Consider the following 15,208-nt stretch of genomic DNA (forward strand, 5'->3'; position numbering starts at 1 on the left):
AGCTTCCTGTTGCGAGGTGGCGTATATTACGCTTTCCTCCTTCGGAGTCAACTTCTTTTTGAGAAGTTTTTTCCGGCGGTTCAGATGCTTCCTGAACCTCCTGAGCCGCTGGCCGTAAGCCGTTGTGCCGTCTCAGTGGTTGCGCATTATAGACAGGCGCTCCGGGAACGCAAGCAGTAATCTCAACTTTTTCACTGCCTGCTGAAAGTTCCAGCGAAACGCTGCTTTTTAGCCCTGTTTGATACGTCCAGGCAGCTCTTTCAGGCTATTAAGCACCCAATCCGCTGCACTCTCGCCTTCAGCAGTGACAGGCTTCCCGCTACGAACCAGTACTTTTTTACCGACTCCGGCAGCTAAAGCGGCCTGCATGTCCTCAATCTTATCGCCAACCATATAAGAAGCGGCCATATCGATGTTCAGCTCCTGCTGCGCGGTCAGGAACATTCCCGGCTGCGGCTTACGGCAATCACATGACTGACGTAACTCTTCTACTATTGCTTCCGGATGATGCGGACAGAAATAGATGCCATCCAGATCGACATCGCGGTCGGCCAGCGACCAGTCCATCCATTCGGTCAGATGCATAAACTGATCTTCGGTAAACAAGCCGCGCGCGATACCGGACTGGTTTGTCACCAGCACCAGCGCAAAGCCCATTTCTTTCAGTTCACGCATGGCATCAATCACACCATCAATAAACTCAAAGTTGTCGCTTTCAAACACATAACCGTGATCGACATTAATGGTGCCATCCCGATCGAGGAAAATTGCGGGGACTTTCTCAGCCACGTAGTAACTCCTGCTACAAAATTTGCCGTAGTGTATCGCATCACTACCATAAAAGAGAGAATGGCAGATTGAATGACTTCGATTGATTTAGACGTCTGGATGCCCTACCATCCATCCAGTCCCTTCAATGCGGGATGCCGTTATAATGAATGCCACGGATAACTCCCATCACGATAATAAATAAATCAATGATTAAACTTTCAAATATCACCAAAGTGTTCCAGCAGGGTTCACGCACGATTACAGCGCTGTCTGATGTCAGCCTGCATGTGCCCGCCGGACAAATTTATGGCGTGATCGGCGCTTCCGGTGCAGGTAAAAGCACCTTAATCCGCTGCGTCAATTTGCTGGAGCGTCCAACTTCCGGCAGCGTGCTGGTTGATAACCAGGATCTCACCACACTATCAGAAAGCCAGTTAACACTGGCGCGTCGCCAGATTGGCATGATCTTCCAGCACTTCAACCTGCTGAACTCACGTACCGTCGCCGGTAACGTTGCACTGCCGCTGGAGCTGGGCAACCTGTCAAAGGCTGAGATTAAAGCCCGTGTCAGTGAATTACTTGACCTGGTTGGCCTGGCGGATAAACACGATGCCTGGCCTGCCAATCTCTCCGGCGGGCAGAAGCAGCGCGTGGCCATTGCCCGTGCGCTGGCCAGCAACCCCAAAGTGCTGCTGTGTGACGAAGCCACCAGCGCGCTGGACCCGGCGACCACCCGTTCCATTCTTGAATTGCTGAAAGACATCAACCGTCGTCTTGGGATCACCATCCTGCTGATCACTCATGAGATGGACGTGGTGAAACGTATCTGCGATTGCGTTGCGGTCATCAGCAACGGTGAGTTGATTGAGCAGGATACGGTGAGTGAAGTGTTCTCTCATCCAAAGACGCCGCTGGCCCAACAGTTTATTCAATCAACGCTGCATCTGGATATCCCGGAAGACTACCTGAAACGTCTCTCCCCAGAACCCAGCGCAACAACCGTTCCTTTATTACGCCTGGAGTTCACCGGTCAGTCAGTGGATGCCCCGCTGCTGTCCGAGTCAGCACGCCGTTTCAATGTGAACAACAATATTATCAGCGCGCAGATGGATTACGCCGGTGGCGTGAAGTTCGGCATTATGCTGGCCGAAATCCACGGTGAGTCAGCCGATACTCAAGCGGCCATCGCGTTCCTGCAAGAGCACCATGTGAAGATAGAGGTACTAGGTTATGTCTGAGGCGATGATGTGGTTAATGGGCCGCGGCATCTGGGAAACCCTGATGATGACCTTTGTCTCCGGCTTTTTCGGTTTTGTGCTGGGGCTACCAGTGGGTGTGCTTCTTTATGTTACCCGTCCAGGGCAGATCGTGGCGAACGCGAAGCTTTATCGCGTGCTGTCAGCCGCGGTGAATATCTTCCGCTCGATTCCTTTCATTATCCTGCTGGTCTGGATGATCCCCTTCACCCGGATTATCGTCGGTACCTCAATCGGTCTGCAGGCCGCGATTGTTCCGCTCACCGTAGGCGCAGCACCCTTTATTGCCCGTATGGTTGAGAATGCCCTGCTTGAATTACCTACCGGCCTGATTGAAGCATCACGCGCCATGGGTGCCACACCTTTGCAGATTATCCGTAAGGTTCTGCTGCCTGAAGCACTGCCAGGTCTGGTGAATGCCGCTACTATTACTCTGATTACCCTGGTCGGTTACTCAGCAATGGGTGGCGCCGTCGGCGCAGGCGGTCTGGGTCAGATTGGCTATCAGTACGGCTATATCGGTTACAACGCGACAGTGATGAATACGGTATTGGTTCTGCTGGTTGTTTTGGTGTATTTGATTCAGTTCTGTGGCGATCGCATTGTTCGTGCGGTTAGCCACAAGTAAACACAACAGTAATTTCTCTCTATTTAAGGAAGGGATATGTCTTTTAACGTTAAAACGCTTGCCGCTGTTGGCGCACTTATCGGTACTCTGGCACTGGCTGGCTGCGATCAGAAAGAGAAAGATCCAAACCACATTAAAGTGGGTGTGATCGTGGGTAGCGAGCAGCAGGTAGCTGAAGTCGCCGCGAAAGTGGCAAAAGATAAATACGGCCTGGATGTTGAGCTGGTGACCTTCAACGATTACGTACTGCCTAACGAAGCATTGAGCAAAGGCGATATCGACCTTAACGCCTTCCAGCATAAACCTTACCTGGACCAGCAGATCAAAGATCGCGGTTACAAGCTGGTTTCTGTAGGCAGCACCTTCGTTTATCCGATTGCGGGTTACTCGAAAAAGATTAAAACGCTGGATGAACTGCAAAACGGTGCACAGGTGGCTATCCCTAACGACCCAACCAACCTGGGTCGTTCACTGCTTCTGCTGCAGAAAGTGGGCCTGATCAAACTGAAAGAGGGTGTTGGCCTGCTGCCAACCTCACTGGATGTGGTTGAGAACCCGAAAAACCTGAAACTGGTTGAACTGGAAGCACCGCAGTTGCCACGTTCCCTGGACGATCAGCAAATTGCCCTGGCAGTGATCAACACCACTTACGCCAGCCAGATTAACCTGACGCCAGCAAAAGACGGCATCTTCGTTGAAGATAAAAACTCGCCGTACGTAAACCTGCTCGTTGCCCGCGAAGATAATAAAGACGCGGAAAACGTGAAGAAATTCGTACAGGCTTATCAGTCAGATGAAGTTAACGACGCAGCGAACAAAGTGTTCAACGGCGGCGCAGTGAAAGGCTGGTAATTTAACCAATGCGGGTGGCTTCTGCCGCCCGCTATCACATTCTCATCGTCCATACGTGCCAGACTGTACGCTCTCCGCTTGTTATTTCCCTCCCGGCTTGCTTCAATAACGCCACTTTTACCGATCGTGAGGATTTTCCCATGCGTGTTTTACCGCTCTGTTTGTTAGCGCTAACGCTGACAGGGTGCTCGTTGGTACCACGGCCCTATGAGCCTGTGAAACCTTTTCCACAGTCTACGCAAACTGGCGCATCTCAGTCGAAACCCGCAGCCCGCCCTGCCCCGGTAAAACTGTATACCGACCCTGCTGACCTCGTTAGCAAACCTTTTGCTGACCTGGGCGAAGTCTATGGCGAAGATTGCCAGAGCAGCGCACAGGATTCACCACCGAATCTCGCCACCGCACGTAAACGTCTGCAGATCCGGGCATCCGGTATGAAAGCCAATGCGGTGCTGGTACATAAATGTGAGATCGTGAGTGGCGCTCAGGGCTGCGTGCGTCAGGCCGTATGCCAGGGTTCAGCCCTCAAAGTCAGCAATCAATGAGTCGTTTCTCCTTCGATCAGATTGGCGTGATCCATTCACCGTGGAAGGAGAAATTTGCCGTTCCCCGTCAGCCTGGTTTGATACAGGATGGTGGCGGCGAGCTGCATCTGCAAGCGCCTTATAACCAGCCGGAAGCCGTACGTGGGCTTGAAGCATTCAGTCATCTCTGGCTGTTGTTTGTTTTTCATCAGACGATGGAAGGCGGCTGGCGGCCTACCGTACGGCCACCGCGGTTAGGGGGTAATGCGCGCATGGGTGTGTTTGCCACCCGCTCAACCTTCCGTCCAAATCCTATCGGCATGTCGCTGGTTGAGTTAAAGGGCGTTCGTTGTGAACAGCAGCAGGTGATCCTCGAATTAGGCAGCCTCGACCTGGTTGACGGCACGCCCATCGTGGATATCAAACCTTATCTGCCGTTTGCCGAGGCGCTCCCCGAAGCGCGCGCCGGGTTTGCCCAGCAAGCCCCCGATGCCGATATGCCGGTCTGCTTCAGCCTCCCGGCACAACAGCAGTTACAACAGCATCAGCGGCACTATCCGCACCTTGAACGCTTTATCGCTCAGGTGCTGGCTCAGGATCCCCGGCCAGCATATCGCAAAGGCGAAGAACCGGACCGGGAATATGCCGCCTGGCTGCTGGAATTCAATGTACGCTGGCGCGTGACCCAGTCCGGTACGGAAGTTATCGCCATCGACCCGCGTTAATTTCTCCCGGCATCTTTTGACTCACCTGACACGCTGGTACACTAGCGTCCACGTTTTTTGGCTTTATGCGTTCATATGGAATCGTAATTCATGCGTACTACTCAATACCTGCTCTCCACTCTGAAGGAGACACCTGCCGACGCTGAAGTGATCAGCCACCAGCTGATGCTGCGCGCCGGGATGATCCGTAAACTGGCCTCCGGTCTGTACACCTGGTTGCCGACCGGTTTACGGGTGCTGAAAAAAGTTGAAAACATCGTGCGCGAAGAGATGAACAACGCCGGTGCAATTGAGATTTCTATGCCCGTCGTTCAGCCTGCGGATCTGTGGCAGGAGAGTGGTCGTTGGGAGCAATATGGCCCGGAGTTACTGCGCTTCGTTGACCGTGGCGAGCGCCCGTTTGTTCTCGGCCCAACGCATGAAGAAGTGATTACCGATCTGATCCGTAACGAACTCAGCTCCTATAAGCAATTACCGCTGAACCTGTTCCAGATCCAGACTAAATTCCGTGATGAAGTGCGTCCACGCTTTGGTGTAATGCGCTCACGTGAATTCATCATGAAAGATGCCTACTCGTTTCATACTTCGCAGGAGTCGCTGCAGGAAACCTACGATGCGATGTATCGTGCCTACAGCCAGAGTTTCAGCCGTATGGGGCTGGACTTCCGCGCCGTTGATGCAGATACCGGCTCTATCGGCGGCAGCGCCTCCCATGAGTTCCAGGTGCTGGCGCAGAGCGGTGAAGACGATGTGGTGTTCTCTACCGAATCTGACTACGCCGCCAATATTGAAAAAGCAGAAGCAGTCGCCCCTGCCGGTGGCCGTGCAACCGCCACACAACCGATGGTGCAGTTCGACACGCCAAATGCAAAAACCATCGCCGAACTGGTAGAACAGTTTGGGTTGCCGATCGAGAAAACCGTCAAGACACTGATGGTGCAGGCAACCAAAGAGAGCGGCCATACGCTGGTTGCCCTGCTGGTTCGTGGCGATCATGAGCTGAATGAAGTGAAAGCGGAACATATTGATATCGTTGCTGCCCCGCTGACCTTCGCAACAGAAGAAGAAATCCGTGCGCTGGTTAACGCGGGCCCTGGCTCCCTCGGTCCGGTAGGCCTGAACATGCCGATCATTGCAGACCGTACTGTGGCAGCGATGAGCGATTTCAGCGCAGGTGCCAATATTGACGGACAGCACCTGAAAGGCATCAACTGGGAGCGCGATTTGCCGCTGCCACGCGTTGCGGATATCCGCAATGTGGTCGAAGGTGATGCCAGCCCGGATGGGAAAGGTACGCTGTTGATCAAACGCGGTATTGAAGTTGGCCATATCTTCCAGCTGGGCACCAAGTACTCTGAAGCGATGAAAGCATCGGTACAGGGTGAAGACGGCCGTAACCAGATTATGACCATGGGCTGCTACGGGATTGGTATTACGCGCATCGTTGCGGCGGCCATTGAGCAGAACCACGATGAGCGCGGCATTATCTGGTCTCCTGCGCTGGCACCTTTCCAGGTGGCCATCCTGCCAATGAACATGCAGAAGTCATTCCGCGTGAAAGAGCTGGCGGAAGAGCTATATGCCACTCTGCGTGCTAAAGGGATTGATGTGATCCTCGACGACCGCAAAGAGCGCCCGGGTGTGATGTTTGCCGATATGGAACTGATTGGCGTACCGCATACCATCGTGATTGGCGACCGTAACCTCGATAGCGAAGAAGTTGAGTATAAAGCGCGTCGTGCCGGTGAGAAACGTATGATCAAAACCAATGAAATCGTTGATTTCCTGGTGAGTGAGCTGGCGGTTTAAGATCCACGACTACTGACCAAAGCGATCAGACATAAAAAAGCCACCGCATGCGGTGGCTTTTTCGTTTTAGCTTTTAGCTTTGCGCTGCCAGAGCCTGGTCTTGTTCCTGTAACGCCCGCATTGTCTGATGGCGCTGCCAGTAGTGACTCAGTGTGTATTTAAATACCTCAATATCCTTCTTCACCCCAGGCAAACGGATCTCAGTGCGTTTTTTACCCGCTGCATTAGGCTGAACATGTTGTAGATAAAGCACGTCAGTGCCGAAACGGCGAATCACATTGATATTTTTAATATTATCCCACGGTAACAGTTCAGCGGTCCCTGGCTTCACAATCCCCTGATACGTAATCTCAATCGGGTTGCCGTCTTTCAGCGTCCAGGCCGCCGGTGGGAAATGCTTCAGTACCAACGCCGTCTCTTCTTCACCTTCCGGCTCATAACGCCATGCAAGGCTCTGTTCATGAGCAGATGAGAAATCCTGCTCATATTTCTGCCAAAGGTGTTGTTCAATGTCTGACGCCACTGGCATCAGGTCGACCCAGCTCTCCGTCGGCAGTTCCGCCGCGATTGCGGCATAACACGTTTCGTCGATCGTATAACCGACATTGCGCATGCGATCGGCCAGCGGCGGATGCGAATCGAACGGATGCGGTACGTTCTGTTCACGCATCACGCTAATAAAGTCAGGTGAATTAACGTGCTGAGGCAGGCCAATGGCAATCGCTTTACTGATCCCCAGCTCATTCCCATGCAGGGTTTTATTTTCAAACAGCATTTGCTCAACTTCACTACGATAGCTGGCATAGGCCGAGATTTTAATCAGCGACTCGACGATCGCCGCCGGGGTAATTACGTTTGCGGCACTGCGGTCAGCCACAAATTCGCGCTCACGGCTGTTACGCTGCCACGCCAGTTCAAACAGCATGCGATACAGGCAGAGCGGATAGAACACCACCAGCGTAGACACATCGCTGCTCATCAGATGAATGTACTGATCGAAGCGATGCAGCTTCGGCCCCAGCAGGGCACCCGAGGCGGTATCCCCCTCATGCAGGTGCGTTAATTCATGCACCATCACGCCATCTGCCTGTGCCGTAGTTAGCTGGCGCAGCAAGGGAATACTGACGTACAGTTTGCGACCATTCAGTGCCTGCTCATTCACGCTGAGAGGCGCTTCAGTAACATAAAAGTTGGTATCGATACCCGCAATAATATGATCCGGCGGCGTGGTCCCCACCTGCGACGCCAGTGCATCAATGCGTGCCCAGAGTTCAGGTGCGGCTTCGCGCGTGACCACTTCACCTTCAACATCCTCATCACGTGGCAGCTTTTTGAAGATGCCTCTGATCATATAGAACATCGCGACCAGCACCAGCAGGCCCATCGCCATAACCAGCTTCGGATAATAGGTTTGGGTAAAGAATGCCGTTCCCCAGAAGGAGAGCCAGACCAGCATACCTCCCTGCACCAGCACTTCCAGCGCACTGGCCAGCATCAGGAAGGGACGTGCCAGCGTCAGGCTTTGCAACTGTCCCTGACGATTTTTAAATGCCAGCACGCTGAACAGAACAATCATCAGCAGCATGGCGACACCGCCCACCAACGTCCAGAAGGCAACTTTATCCATCATCCAGAACTGCCACAGCTCTGACTTCTCTGCACAAACCGCCCCCTGATAGTCGAGCAGATCGTCCGGTACCACACCACAAACGCTGGAAGGGGGATTCTGTTGCAGGAAAGCAGTCAGTTTATTGACGTCCTGACCTTGCCCGCGGGCATCATCAATAAAAATTTCGCTGTATTCCTGATCGAGCTGGCGTGTGCCGTATTCAGCAAAAACCAGCGTAATAGTGGGGATCAGGAAAAGCGTGACTAAAAGCCACAGGAAGACTTTTGCATAGCCTTTTTTCAATGCCGTTAATTGATTCAAAATTATAAACTCGCAAACTGTGTGTAAGAAGACAAAGCTGCTTATATCAGGCAATACCGAAAGAGTGATCTCCCGACATAATGGGAAATGGCGTGAGATCCTTCTCTGGCGTGCTTCAGCTATATTGGATAATAAAGGTCAGAACGAGGATATAAAACGATAAATGAACCGAAGCAACAAGAGGTTAGCCACGTTTTAGGATTATTTACCTGGGGAAGTGCGCCATGACCATTGCAGAGAATCGTTCTGTTCTACAATGGCCATATTAATTTGAGTTAATTCCACTTAATCCCGGAAATGCATCACGTTAATAAATACGGGATGATTTAAGGGACTTTTATAACACCTTACGGTTATTCGCCGTGAGATGATAAGGATGCTGACTGTTCATTGCCACCGAGCGCCAGGAAATCACGTCGAGGCCATTTTCCGTGGGGCGAAAACGTTGTTTCTCACCGTTCATGGCCACCAGCGTCAGCGTATCAGCCGTGCGCGCCCATTTACCATACTGCGCACTACGTAGCGTACTCTCTCCGCCCGCACGCTGCTCCAGCACATAACTGCCATCGGCCGCCAGGAACAACGAGGATTCACTGTCCTGACAGGCAGGTCCGCAGGGCAGCAACCCGCTATAACTCTGCTGCATCGGCTCCAGCGGTGAGGGTTGTTGTGCGTTTTGTCGGTTATTACAGCCAAATAACGCGCCCAATGCCAGTGTGGCAAACAGCGTGAGAACAACAGCTTTCATAGTCGCTCCTGCAAAAAATAAACAAGTCAGTCGCCGCGAACTTTACCCCGCAGCGATTTGGTTGAGGCCTTATGCGCTTTACCTTCCAGCCGACGCTTTTTTGATGCCAGCGTCGGACGCGTTGCGCGGCGGGTTTTCTCCACCACGGTAAGCTCAAGAATCAAATTCTCCAGCCGCTTTAATGCCGCCTCACGATTCATCTCCTGGCTGCGATATTCCTGCGCCTTAATAATCACAATGCCTTCGGGAGTGATCAGATGGTGGCTGACAGCCATCATCCTTTCCTGATAAAACACCGGCAGGCTGGAGCGCCGAATATCAAAGCGCAAATGGATTGCCGTCGAACTTTTATTCACGTTCTGACCACCGTTTCCCTGCGCTCTGATCGCGGTGATTTCGATTTCGGCATCAGGAATAGTGACGCTACGTGATAATACAATCATACCCTTTTTCCTGCCTCCAGCCACTGCTCAAACTGAATTTCCAGATGATGAGTCTCATCAGAGAGCCAGATAGTGCCGTCCTGAATAGTGGCCTGTAACGTCATTGAGCGTGATGCCAGTTGCGTCAGAGCACTCAGTTGCTCGTCATTGAGGTAACGTATCGTCAGATTATCATGCTGGGTCAGTTTGTTTTGATGCTGCTGCCACCAGGGCTGTGCCGCGCGCCAGTTATAGGTGTACAGCCAGACATGTTGAGAGCGACTACAGGCCTTTTTAATTCTGCGCTCATCTGGCAGACCGAGATCCACCCAAACATCAATCCCACCATGATCGTTCAGCTGCCAGATTTCTGGCTCATCTTCTGCGCTCAGTCCACGCGTAAAGGTCAAACGCTCATTCGCATGAACCAGCCAGGCCAGCAGACGCAGCATCAAACGCTCTTCGGTTTCCGAAGGGTGGCGGGCCAGCGTCAGGGTATTATCGATAAATACATTGCGGTCCATGTCTGCGACGTTAACCGTGGCTTTATAAATCGTTGCTTTCAGTGCCATAAGGATCCTTATCTCAGTTACCCGCTATTGTAACCTGATGACGAAGCAAATCACCCGCTCGCAGGCTGATTTCCCGTAAATGCCTGTGCTATAGTCGGATAATCGCCAGAGAAAACTCGGAAGGGGGTGCATGTGCAAAAGTATTGTGAATTAGTTCGCCGGAAATATGCCGAAATAGGCAGTGGCGACCTGGGATACGTGCCTGACGCATTAGCGTGCGTGTTGAAAGCGCTTGATGAAGTAGCGGGCGATCCTGTGCTACCGTCTTCCATCAGGGAAAAGGCAGCGTTTGCTGCCGCGAACTTATTGGTGAGCGACTATGTTGACGAAAGATGAAGCCTACAAACCGATCAACTGTGATGACTATGACAACCTGGAACTCGCCTGCCAGAACAACTGGATGCTGACACTGGCGTTAAAAGACGGTGAACAGCTTAAGGCAAAGGCCAAAGATATGGTGTCGCGAAAGAACGTGGAATACCTGAGCATTGACATTGCCGGAGAAAACCGCGATCTCCGCCTCGACCATATTGCCAGCTTCAGCCACCCCGACCTCGGTACCGTGGTGGTGAGTGAATCCGATTAGTCTCCCAGTCAGGCGGATCGTCGATCCGCCTCTCTTCTCAGGGCTTCAGCCCCGCATAATACGCTGCTAAATCATCAATATCGTCATCACTCAGCCCGGCAACAAACGCTTTCATCACTTCCGCCTGGCCGCCGCTGCGTGCCCCACTTTTATACGCCTGCAATGCCTGAGCCAGATAAGGCGCATGCTGCCCGGCAAGGTTGGGGTAGATCGGTGCCGATGCTTTTCCTTCTGTTCCGTGGCAGGCCATACAACGCGCTGATTTTTCCTGCCCGGCGCCGCTGTCTCCTGCGGCCAGGGCGGGCAGGCTACCACTCAGCAGCAGCAACACCATCACTCTGATAATTATCATGACTCTCTCAATATTTAGCGACGCCAGTACACAAACCAGTCCGTATCCGCAGCCGTTGGGGCACCGTCACGGGTGACAAAAAAATCAGCGGCGGCAATCAGACGGTCGCCATAAAAAATCAGCGGTATTCGACCCCGCTGCCACGGCGGCACCGCCAGTTCCTGCCACAGTTTTTTCAGCGGGCGACTGCCTGCGCGTCCGACGATATGCAACGATCCCTGTGCCTGGAAGCGTACGCTGACCGCCTCACCGGAAAGGGGGCGCCGCAGCGCCAGACCATCATTATGCTGTTCCAACTGCCCTAGCCCGTCAGGCAGCTGTAGCGGTTGTGCTCTATCCGGCCACGGCAGCGCGTGCTCGCTTAACGATGTCAGTAATGGCAACCAGTAAAGACGGCCACGAAAACGGCGTACCTCGTTCTGCCCGAGCCGAAAACGCGGCTCTGCATCCTCACGGCTACAGGCCACCTCCTGCCATACACGCCGCAGCGCATCGCGCGAGGGCATACTGCCCTGCTGATGCGCAATCCAGCGCCGCAGCAGGGCAAAGCGCCGGGCTTCACTCATCTCCAGCATCGGGAGAATCGACAACGTGCCGGATGCATCCATCAGCGAATCCAGTGACTCCGCCAGTAACTCATCCAGAAGTTGTTCCTGCTCGCCACACAGCGCTGCGCTGCGGGCCACCGCACGTGAGAAGTGCGGCCAGCGGGCATTCAGCATTGGCATCACCTCGAGGCGCAGAAAATTCCGGTCATAGCGCGCATCGCTGTTGCTGTCATCCTCAATCCACATCAGCTGGTGCTGTTCGGCCCACTCCTCCAGTTGCTGACGACTGTGTGTCAGCAAGGGACGCAGATGCCGGTGTTCGCCCAGCCAGTGTTGTTCCGGCATCGCCGCCAATCCAGCCGGCCCACTGCCCCGCTTCAGCGCCAGTAACAGGGTTTCGCTCTGATCGTCCTGATGCTGGGCGGTTAACAGCGTTTCCCCCGCCCGCAGCCGCTGACGGAAGGCCAGATAGCGTGCGGTACGTGCGGCTGCTTCAACCCCCCCCTGACGTGCATCCACACTGACATAGACCACCTCCAGTGGCACCTGCCAGCGTGCACACTGCTGCTGACAGTGCGCGACCCAACTCTCCGCCAACGGGTTGAGGCCATGATGAATATGCACCGCCCGCAGCTGCAACGCCGGACGCTGCTGTCTGAGCAACACCAGTTGATGCAGCAATACGCTGGAGTCGAGCCCACCACTGTAGGCCAGCAGCAGGCTGTGCTCATTCGCCAGTGTGGCTTCAAGATGGGCAAGGGATGACATGGCTTTCCTGAAAGAAGAACCCGACAAAAAGCCGGGTTTAGCAGAGGGGTATTTTAAGCCTGATACAACTCTAACGGCAATCCATCCGGATCATTAAAGAAGGTAAAGCGCTTACCGGTCAGCGGGTCAATACGGATCACCTCACAGGACACGCCGTGTGCTTCCAGTTGTCGTTTCGCCGCATCAACATCCTCCACGCTAAATGCCAGATGGCGCAGACCGCAGGCTTCAGGCTGAGTTGGTCGTGCAGGGGGGTGCGGGAAGGAGAACAGCTCAATAATGTACTCACCGTTTAGCGTCAGATCCCCTTTCCACGAATCGCGCTCCTCGCGATACACTTCGCCCATCAGGCCGAACCCCAGGATATCGCAGTAAAATGCCTTACTCACCGCATAATTCCCGGCAATGATTGCCACGTGATGGACTTTTTTTAACTGTAAACCTGACATTGTGGCTCCTGAATGCTCCTGATAAATACATGCCTGACGACCTTAACCGCCAGGCCTGACAGCGACAATGGCACGATTCTGGATCTTGGGTTAAATCTCTACGTCGTCCTTTAGCACGCGCACCAGATATTGCCCCTCATCGGTGAGCTTCGCGCCGTGAATATCGGTCTCAAACCCCGGATAGTGTTTGCCGATAGCGCACAACATCAGGAGAAAATCGAGCACTGCCCTGCTCTGCTCGGTGATCATCTCGCCCGGCATCACCACGGGTACGCCGGGAGGATAAGGCAGGATCATATTGGCCGAGACACGCCCCACCAGCTCACTGATATCTACTGTTTCGATATTGCCCTTCACCTGCTGCTGAAACATATGATGTGGTGTGAGCTTCATCTCGGGCAATGTGGCAAAGGCCTGTAACATCAGACGCGGCAGATCGTGTTGGCGGATCAGCGTATGGATCCCCTGCGCCAGATCCTGAATACGCATAGTGCGGTAAAAATCGGGATCTTCTGCATACAGATCCGGCAGCATGTTTTTCACCCGGAGGTTAAGATCGTACGAGCGCTTAAATTCGGTCAGCCCGCGCAGGACGCTCATCGCTTTGGTCTTATCAATACCGATGCTGAACAGGAACAACAAATTGTATGGCCCGGTTTTTTCCACCACCACACCACGTTCATCGAGGAACTTCGCCACCAGCGCCGCCGGTATCCCCTCTTCTGCCATCTCACCCAGTTCGCTCATCCCTGGTGTCAGGATCGTGACTTTGATCGGGTCGAGATACATATGGTCAGCATCTGCATCGCGGAAACCGTGCCACTCCTCGTCCCCGGGCTGAATCGCCCAGCATTCTGGTTCATCGACGCCTTCCGGCTGCCAGATATCAAAGAACCAGCCCTCAGACTCTTCGCGCAGACGCTGAACTTCGCGACGAAAATGCAGTGCCCGCTCCACTGACCGATTAATCAGACGCTTACCCGGATTACCACGCAGCATCGCTGCCGCCGTCTCAATAGAAGCCACAATCGCGTAGTTGGGGGACGTCGTGGTGTGCATCATGTAGGCTTCATTAAAGGTTTGCTCGTCATAGTCACCTTTAATATGAATCAGCGAGGCCTGTGAAAAGGCCGCCAATAGTTTGTGCGTCGACTGGGTTTCATAGATCACCTTACCCGGCGTGCGCTCTCCGCTCATACCGCTGAGTCCCTGGTAGATCGGGTGAAAGTTGGTATAGGGCACCCAGGCAGAATCAAAGTGGATAGACGGCACATCCAGCGTCTCTTTGATGTACTGCGTGTTATACAGCAATCCGTCATACGTCGAGTTGGTGATCACCGCATGGACCGGCCAGCTGGCACGCGGTGTTTGCGCGACTTTCAGGGCAATACTCTCTTTGGTGAATTCACGTTTCGGGATGCCGCCAAGAATACCCAGCGCGTTACGCGTCGGTTTCAGCCAGATCGGGATGATATCGCTCATCATCAACAAATGGGTGAGCGACTTATGGCAGTTACGATCCACCAGCATGGTGCTGCCTGCGGGGGCGGCGTACATACCGACGATTTTATTCGACGTCGAGGTGCCATTGGTGACCATATAGCTCTGTTCGGCACCGAAGGTGCGCGCGACATACTCTTCAGCTTCAAGATGCGGGCCGGTGTGGTCGAGTAGCGATCCCAGTTCTGTGACGGAAATCGAGATATCCGCCTTCAGCGTATTGGCACCAAAGAAATCATAGAACAGGCTGCCCACCGGGCTTTTCTGGAACGCCGTTCCTGCCATATGCCCTGGCGTACAGAAGGTGTATTTACCCTCCTTCACATAGGTAAACAGCGCTTTGGTCAGGGGTGGCGTGATGGTATCGATGTATTCATCGGTGTAGTGCCGTATGCGCTGAGCAATGTCATCGGCCGCATTCAGGGCATATTCAAAGAACCAGAGGGTCATGCGCATTTCGTTAATGCTGACATCCATCGTCGAGTGGGTGTTGATAAAGGCGTATAGCGGCAGATACTCATTTAACTGGTTGATATCACGGCAGAGTTCGAGACTGTATTCGTCCCAGTCAAACACCACGCCACAGATGCGCGGGTTGTGTTCAATCAGCTTCAGCAGGTCGCTGGCATCGTGCGGATAGATGGTCTGAAAACCCTGGTTTTTTAACGTAGCGTCGAGTTCACGGATGGGTTCATCTTTATAGAATGCGTTATGCGGTCCCATGATCGCGATAATATTCAATGTGGCCTCCTGGTCGGTTTGCTCCAG

At 53.5% G+C, this 15,208-nt stretch carries 18 protein-coding genes; 9 read left to right on the forward strand and 9 right to left on the reverse strand.

Going from position 1 to position 15,208, the window contains the following annotated elements; all coding sequences use genetic code 11:
* Positions 1 to 180, forward strand: a 180-nt coding sequence (locus FVB43_RS24530) for a hypothetical protein (RefSeq protein ID WP_207105626.1), incomplete at its 5' end; no start/stop codon positions are given.
* A gap of 48 nt (positions 181 to 228) precedes the next feature.
* Here FVB43_RS24530 and gmhB read toward each other — a convergent pair.
* On the reverse strand, positions 229 to 789 hold the full coding sequence (gmhB, locus tag FVB43_RS00005) for a D-glycero-beta-D-manno-heptose 1,7-bisphosphate 7-phosphatase (RefSeq protein ID WP_133842165.1): 561 nt from the start codon (positions 787 to 789) through the stop codon (positions 229 to 231).
* Between the two features lie 188 nt (positions 790 to 977).
* On the opposite strand from gmhB, the gene metN reads away from it, so the two are divergent.
* The 6 genes from metN to proS all read left to right on the forward strand — a co-directional run bounded on the left by metN (position 978) and on the right by proS (position 6,565).
* Positions 978 to 2,009, forward strand: coding sequence for a methionine ABC transporter ATP-binding protein MetN (gene metN / locus FVB43_RS00010; RefSeq protein WP_133842166.1), 1,032 nt, complete (start codon positions 978 to 980; stop codon positions 2,007 to 2,009).
* Positions 2,002 to 2,655: a methionine ABC transporter permease MetI gene (locus FVB43_RS00015; RefSeq protein ID WP_133842167.1), complete on the forward strand. Its 654-nt coding sequence runs from the start codon at positions 2,002 to 2,004 to the stop codon at positions 2,653 to 2,655. Before metN ends, FVB43_RS00015 begins: the two co-directional genes overlap by 8 nt.
* Positions 2,656 to 2,691: 36 nt before the next feature.
* Positions 2,692 to 3,507, forward strand: a complete 816-nt coding sequence (locus FVB43_RS00020; protein WP_133842168.1) for a MetQ/NlpA family lipoprotein — start codon at positions 2,692 to 2,694, stop codon at positions 3,505 to 3,507.
* Between the two features lie 140 nt (positions 3,508 to 3,647).
* Positions 3,648 to 4,052, forward strand: a complete 405-nt coding sequence (gene rcsF / locus FVB43_RS00025) for an Rcs stress response system protein RcsF (protein ID WP_133842169.1) — start codon at positions 3,648 to 3,650, stop codon at positions 4,050 to 4,052.
* On the forward strand, positions 4,049 to 4,756 hold the full coding sequence (tsaA, locus tag FVB43_RS00030; protein ID WP_133842170.1) for a tRNA (N6-threonylcarbamoyladenosine(37)-N6)-methyltransferase TrmO: 708 nt from the start codon (positions 4,049 to 4,051) through the stop codon (positions 4,754 to 4,756). The genes rcsF and tsaA overlap by 4 nt, the downstream gene beginning before the upstream one ends.
* Positions 4,757 to 4,846: 90 nt before the next feature.
* Positions 4,847 to 6,565 carry a proline--tRNA ligase gene (gene proS / locus FVB43_RS00035; RefSeq protein WP_133842171.1) on the forward strand — a complete coding sequence of 573 codons (1,719 nt, stop codon included), beginning with the start codon at positions 4,847 to 4,849 and terminating at the stop codon, positions 6,563 to 6,565.
* Between the two features lie 73 nt (positions 6,566 to 6,638).
* Here the strand turns inward: proS and FVB43_RS00040 are convergent, their stop codons facing one another.
* The 4 genes from FVB43_RS00040 to FVB43_RS00055 form a co-directional block, all read right to left on the reverse strand.
* Positions 6,639 to 8,495 carry a M48 family metallopeptidase gene (locus FVB43_RS00040; RefSeq protein WP_167863197.1) on the reverse strand — a complete coding sequence of 619 codons (1,857 nt, stop codon included), beginning with the start codon at positions 8,493 to 8,495 and terminating at the stop codon, positions 6,639 to 6,641.
* Positions 8,496 to 8,832: 337 nt separating this feature from the next.
* Positions 8,833 to 9,243, reverse strand: a complete 411-nt coding sequence (locus FVB43_RS00045) for a copper resistance protein NlpE N-terminal domain-containing protein (RefSeq protein ID WP_133842173.1) — start codon at positions 9,241 to 9,243, stop codon at positions 8,833 to 8,835.
* Positions 9,244 to 9,269: 26 nt separating this feature from the next.
* Positions 9,270 to 9,686, reverse strand: a complete 417-nt coding sequence (arfB, locus tag FVB43_RS00050; RefSeq protein ID WP_133842174.1) for an alternative ribosome rescue aminoacyl-tRNA hydrolase ArfB — start codon at positions 9,684 to 9,686, stop codon at positions 9,270 to 9,272.
* Positions 9,683 to 10,237 (reverse strand): YaeQ family protein, encoded by a 555-nt coding sequence (locus FVB43_RS00055; RefSeq protein ID WP_133842175.1) that lies wholly within the window; start codon positions 10,235 to 10,237, stop codon positions 9,683 to 9,685. The genes arfB and FVB43_RS00055 overlap by 4 nt, the downstream gene beginning before the upstream one ends.
* Before the next feature lie 132 nt (positions 10,238 to 10,369).
* On the opposite strand from FVB43_RS00055, the gene FVB43_RS00060 reads away from it, so the two are divergent.
* Positions 10,370 to 10,573, forward strand: coding sequence for a YaeP family protein (locus FVB43_RS00060; RefSeq protein ID WP_133842176.1), 204 nt, complete (start codon positions 10,370 to 10,372; stop codon positions 10,571 to 10,573).
* Positions 10,557 to 10,823, forward strand: coding sequence for a Rho-binding antiterminator (rof, locus tag FVB43_RS00065; RefSeq protein WP_133842177.1), 267 nt, complete (start codon positions 10,557 to 10,559; stop codon positions 10,821 to 10,823). The genes FVB43_RS00060 and rof overlap by 17 nt, the downstream gene beginning before the upstream one ends.
* 37 nt (positions 10,824 to 10,860) lie before the next feature.
* On the opposite strand, the gene FVB43_RS00070 is transcribed toward rof, so the two are convergent.
* The 4 genes from FVB43_RS00070 to FVB43_RS00085 form a co-directional block, all read right to left on the reverse strand.
* Complete coding sequence (locus tag FVB43_RS00070; RefSeq protein ID WP_159336930.1) at positions 10,861 to 11,175, reverse strand: c-type cytochrome; 315 nt, start codon at positions 11,173 to 11,175, stop codon at positions 10,861 to 10,863.
* 14 nt (positions 11,176 to 11,189) lie between these two features.
* Complete coding sequence (gene tilS / locus FVB43_RS00075) at positions 11,190 to 12,491, reverse strand: tRNA lysidine(34) synthetase TilS (RefSeq protein ID WP_159336929.1); 1,302 nt, start codon at positions 12,489 to 12,491, stop codon at positions 11,190 to 11,192.
* Positions 12,492 to 12,544: 53 nt separating this feature from the next.
* Positions 12,545 to 12,940, reverse strand: a complete 396-nt coding sequence (locus FVB43_RS00080) for a VOC family protein (RefSeq protein WP_133842180.1) — start codon at positions 12,938 to 12,940, stop codon at positions 12,545 to 12,547.
* 90 nt (positions 12,941 to 13,030) lie between these two features.
* The gene (locus tag FVB43_RS00085) at positions 13,031 to 15,181 is read right to left on the reverse strand and encodes a lysine decarboxylase LdcC (RefSeq protein WP_167863198.1); all 2,151 of its coding nucleotides are present in this window, start codon (positions 15,179 to 15,181) and stop codon (positions 13,031 to 13,033) included.
* Between the last annotated feature and the right edge of the window lie 27 nt (positions 15,182 to 15,208).

It is taken from the genome of Erwinia rhapontici, assembly GCF_012271765.1.
Classification (GTDB): Bacteria; Pseudomonadota; Gammaproteobacteria; order Enterobacterales; family Enterobacteriaceae; genus Erwinia; species Erwinia rhapontici.

Coding starts and splice junctions, on each gene's coding strand:
- tilS (WP_159336929.1), bottom strand. CDS start 12,491: ATGTCATCCCTTGCCCATCTTGAAGCCACACTGGCGAATGAGCACAGC.
- FVB43_RS00070 (WP_159336930.1), bottom strand. CDS start 11,175: ATGATAATTATCAGAGTGATGGTGTTGCTGCTGCTGAGTGGTAGCCTG.
- rcsF (WP_133842169.1), top strand. CDS start 3,648: ATGCGTGTTTTACCGCTCTGTTTGTTAGCGCTAACGCTGACAGGGTGC.
- FVB43_RS00055 (WP_133842175.1), bottom strand. CDS start 10,237: ATGGCACTGAAAGCAACGATTTATAAAGCCACGGTTAACGTCGCAGAC.
- FVB43_RS00080 (WP_133842180.1), bottom strand. CDS start 12,940: ATGTCAGGTTTACAGTTAAAAAAAGTCCATCACGTGGCAATCATTGCC.
- arfB (WP_133842174.1), bottom strand. CDS start 9,686: ATGATTGTATTATCACGTAGCGTCACTATTCCTGATGCCGAAATCGAA.
- FVB43_RS00020 (WP_133842168.1), top strand. CDS start 2,692: ATGTCTTTTAACGTTAAAACGCTTGCCGCTGTTGGCGCACTTATCGGT.
- metN (WP_133842166.1), top strand. CDS start 978: ATGATTAAACTTTCAAATATCACCAAAGTGTTCCAGCAGGGTTCACGC.
- FVB43_RS00045 (WP_133842173.1), bottom strand. CDS start 9,243: ATGAAAGCTGTTGTTCTCACGCTGTTTGCCACACTGGCATTGGGCGCG.
- proS (WP_133842171.1), top strand. CDS start 4,847: ATGCGTACTACTCAATACCTGCTCTCCACTCTGAAGGAGACACCTGCC.
- rof (WP_133842177.1), top strand. CDS start 10,557: ATGTTGACGAAAGATGAAGCCTACAAACCGATCAACTGTGATGACTAT.
- FVB43_RS00015 (WP_133842167.1), top strand. CDS start 2,002: ATGTCTGAGGCGATGATGTGGTTAATGGGCCGCGGCATCTGGGAAACC.
- tsaA (WP_133842170.1), top strand. CDS start 4,049: ATGAGTCGTTTCTCCTTCGATCAGATTGGCGTGATCCATTCACCGTGG.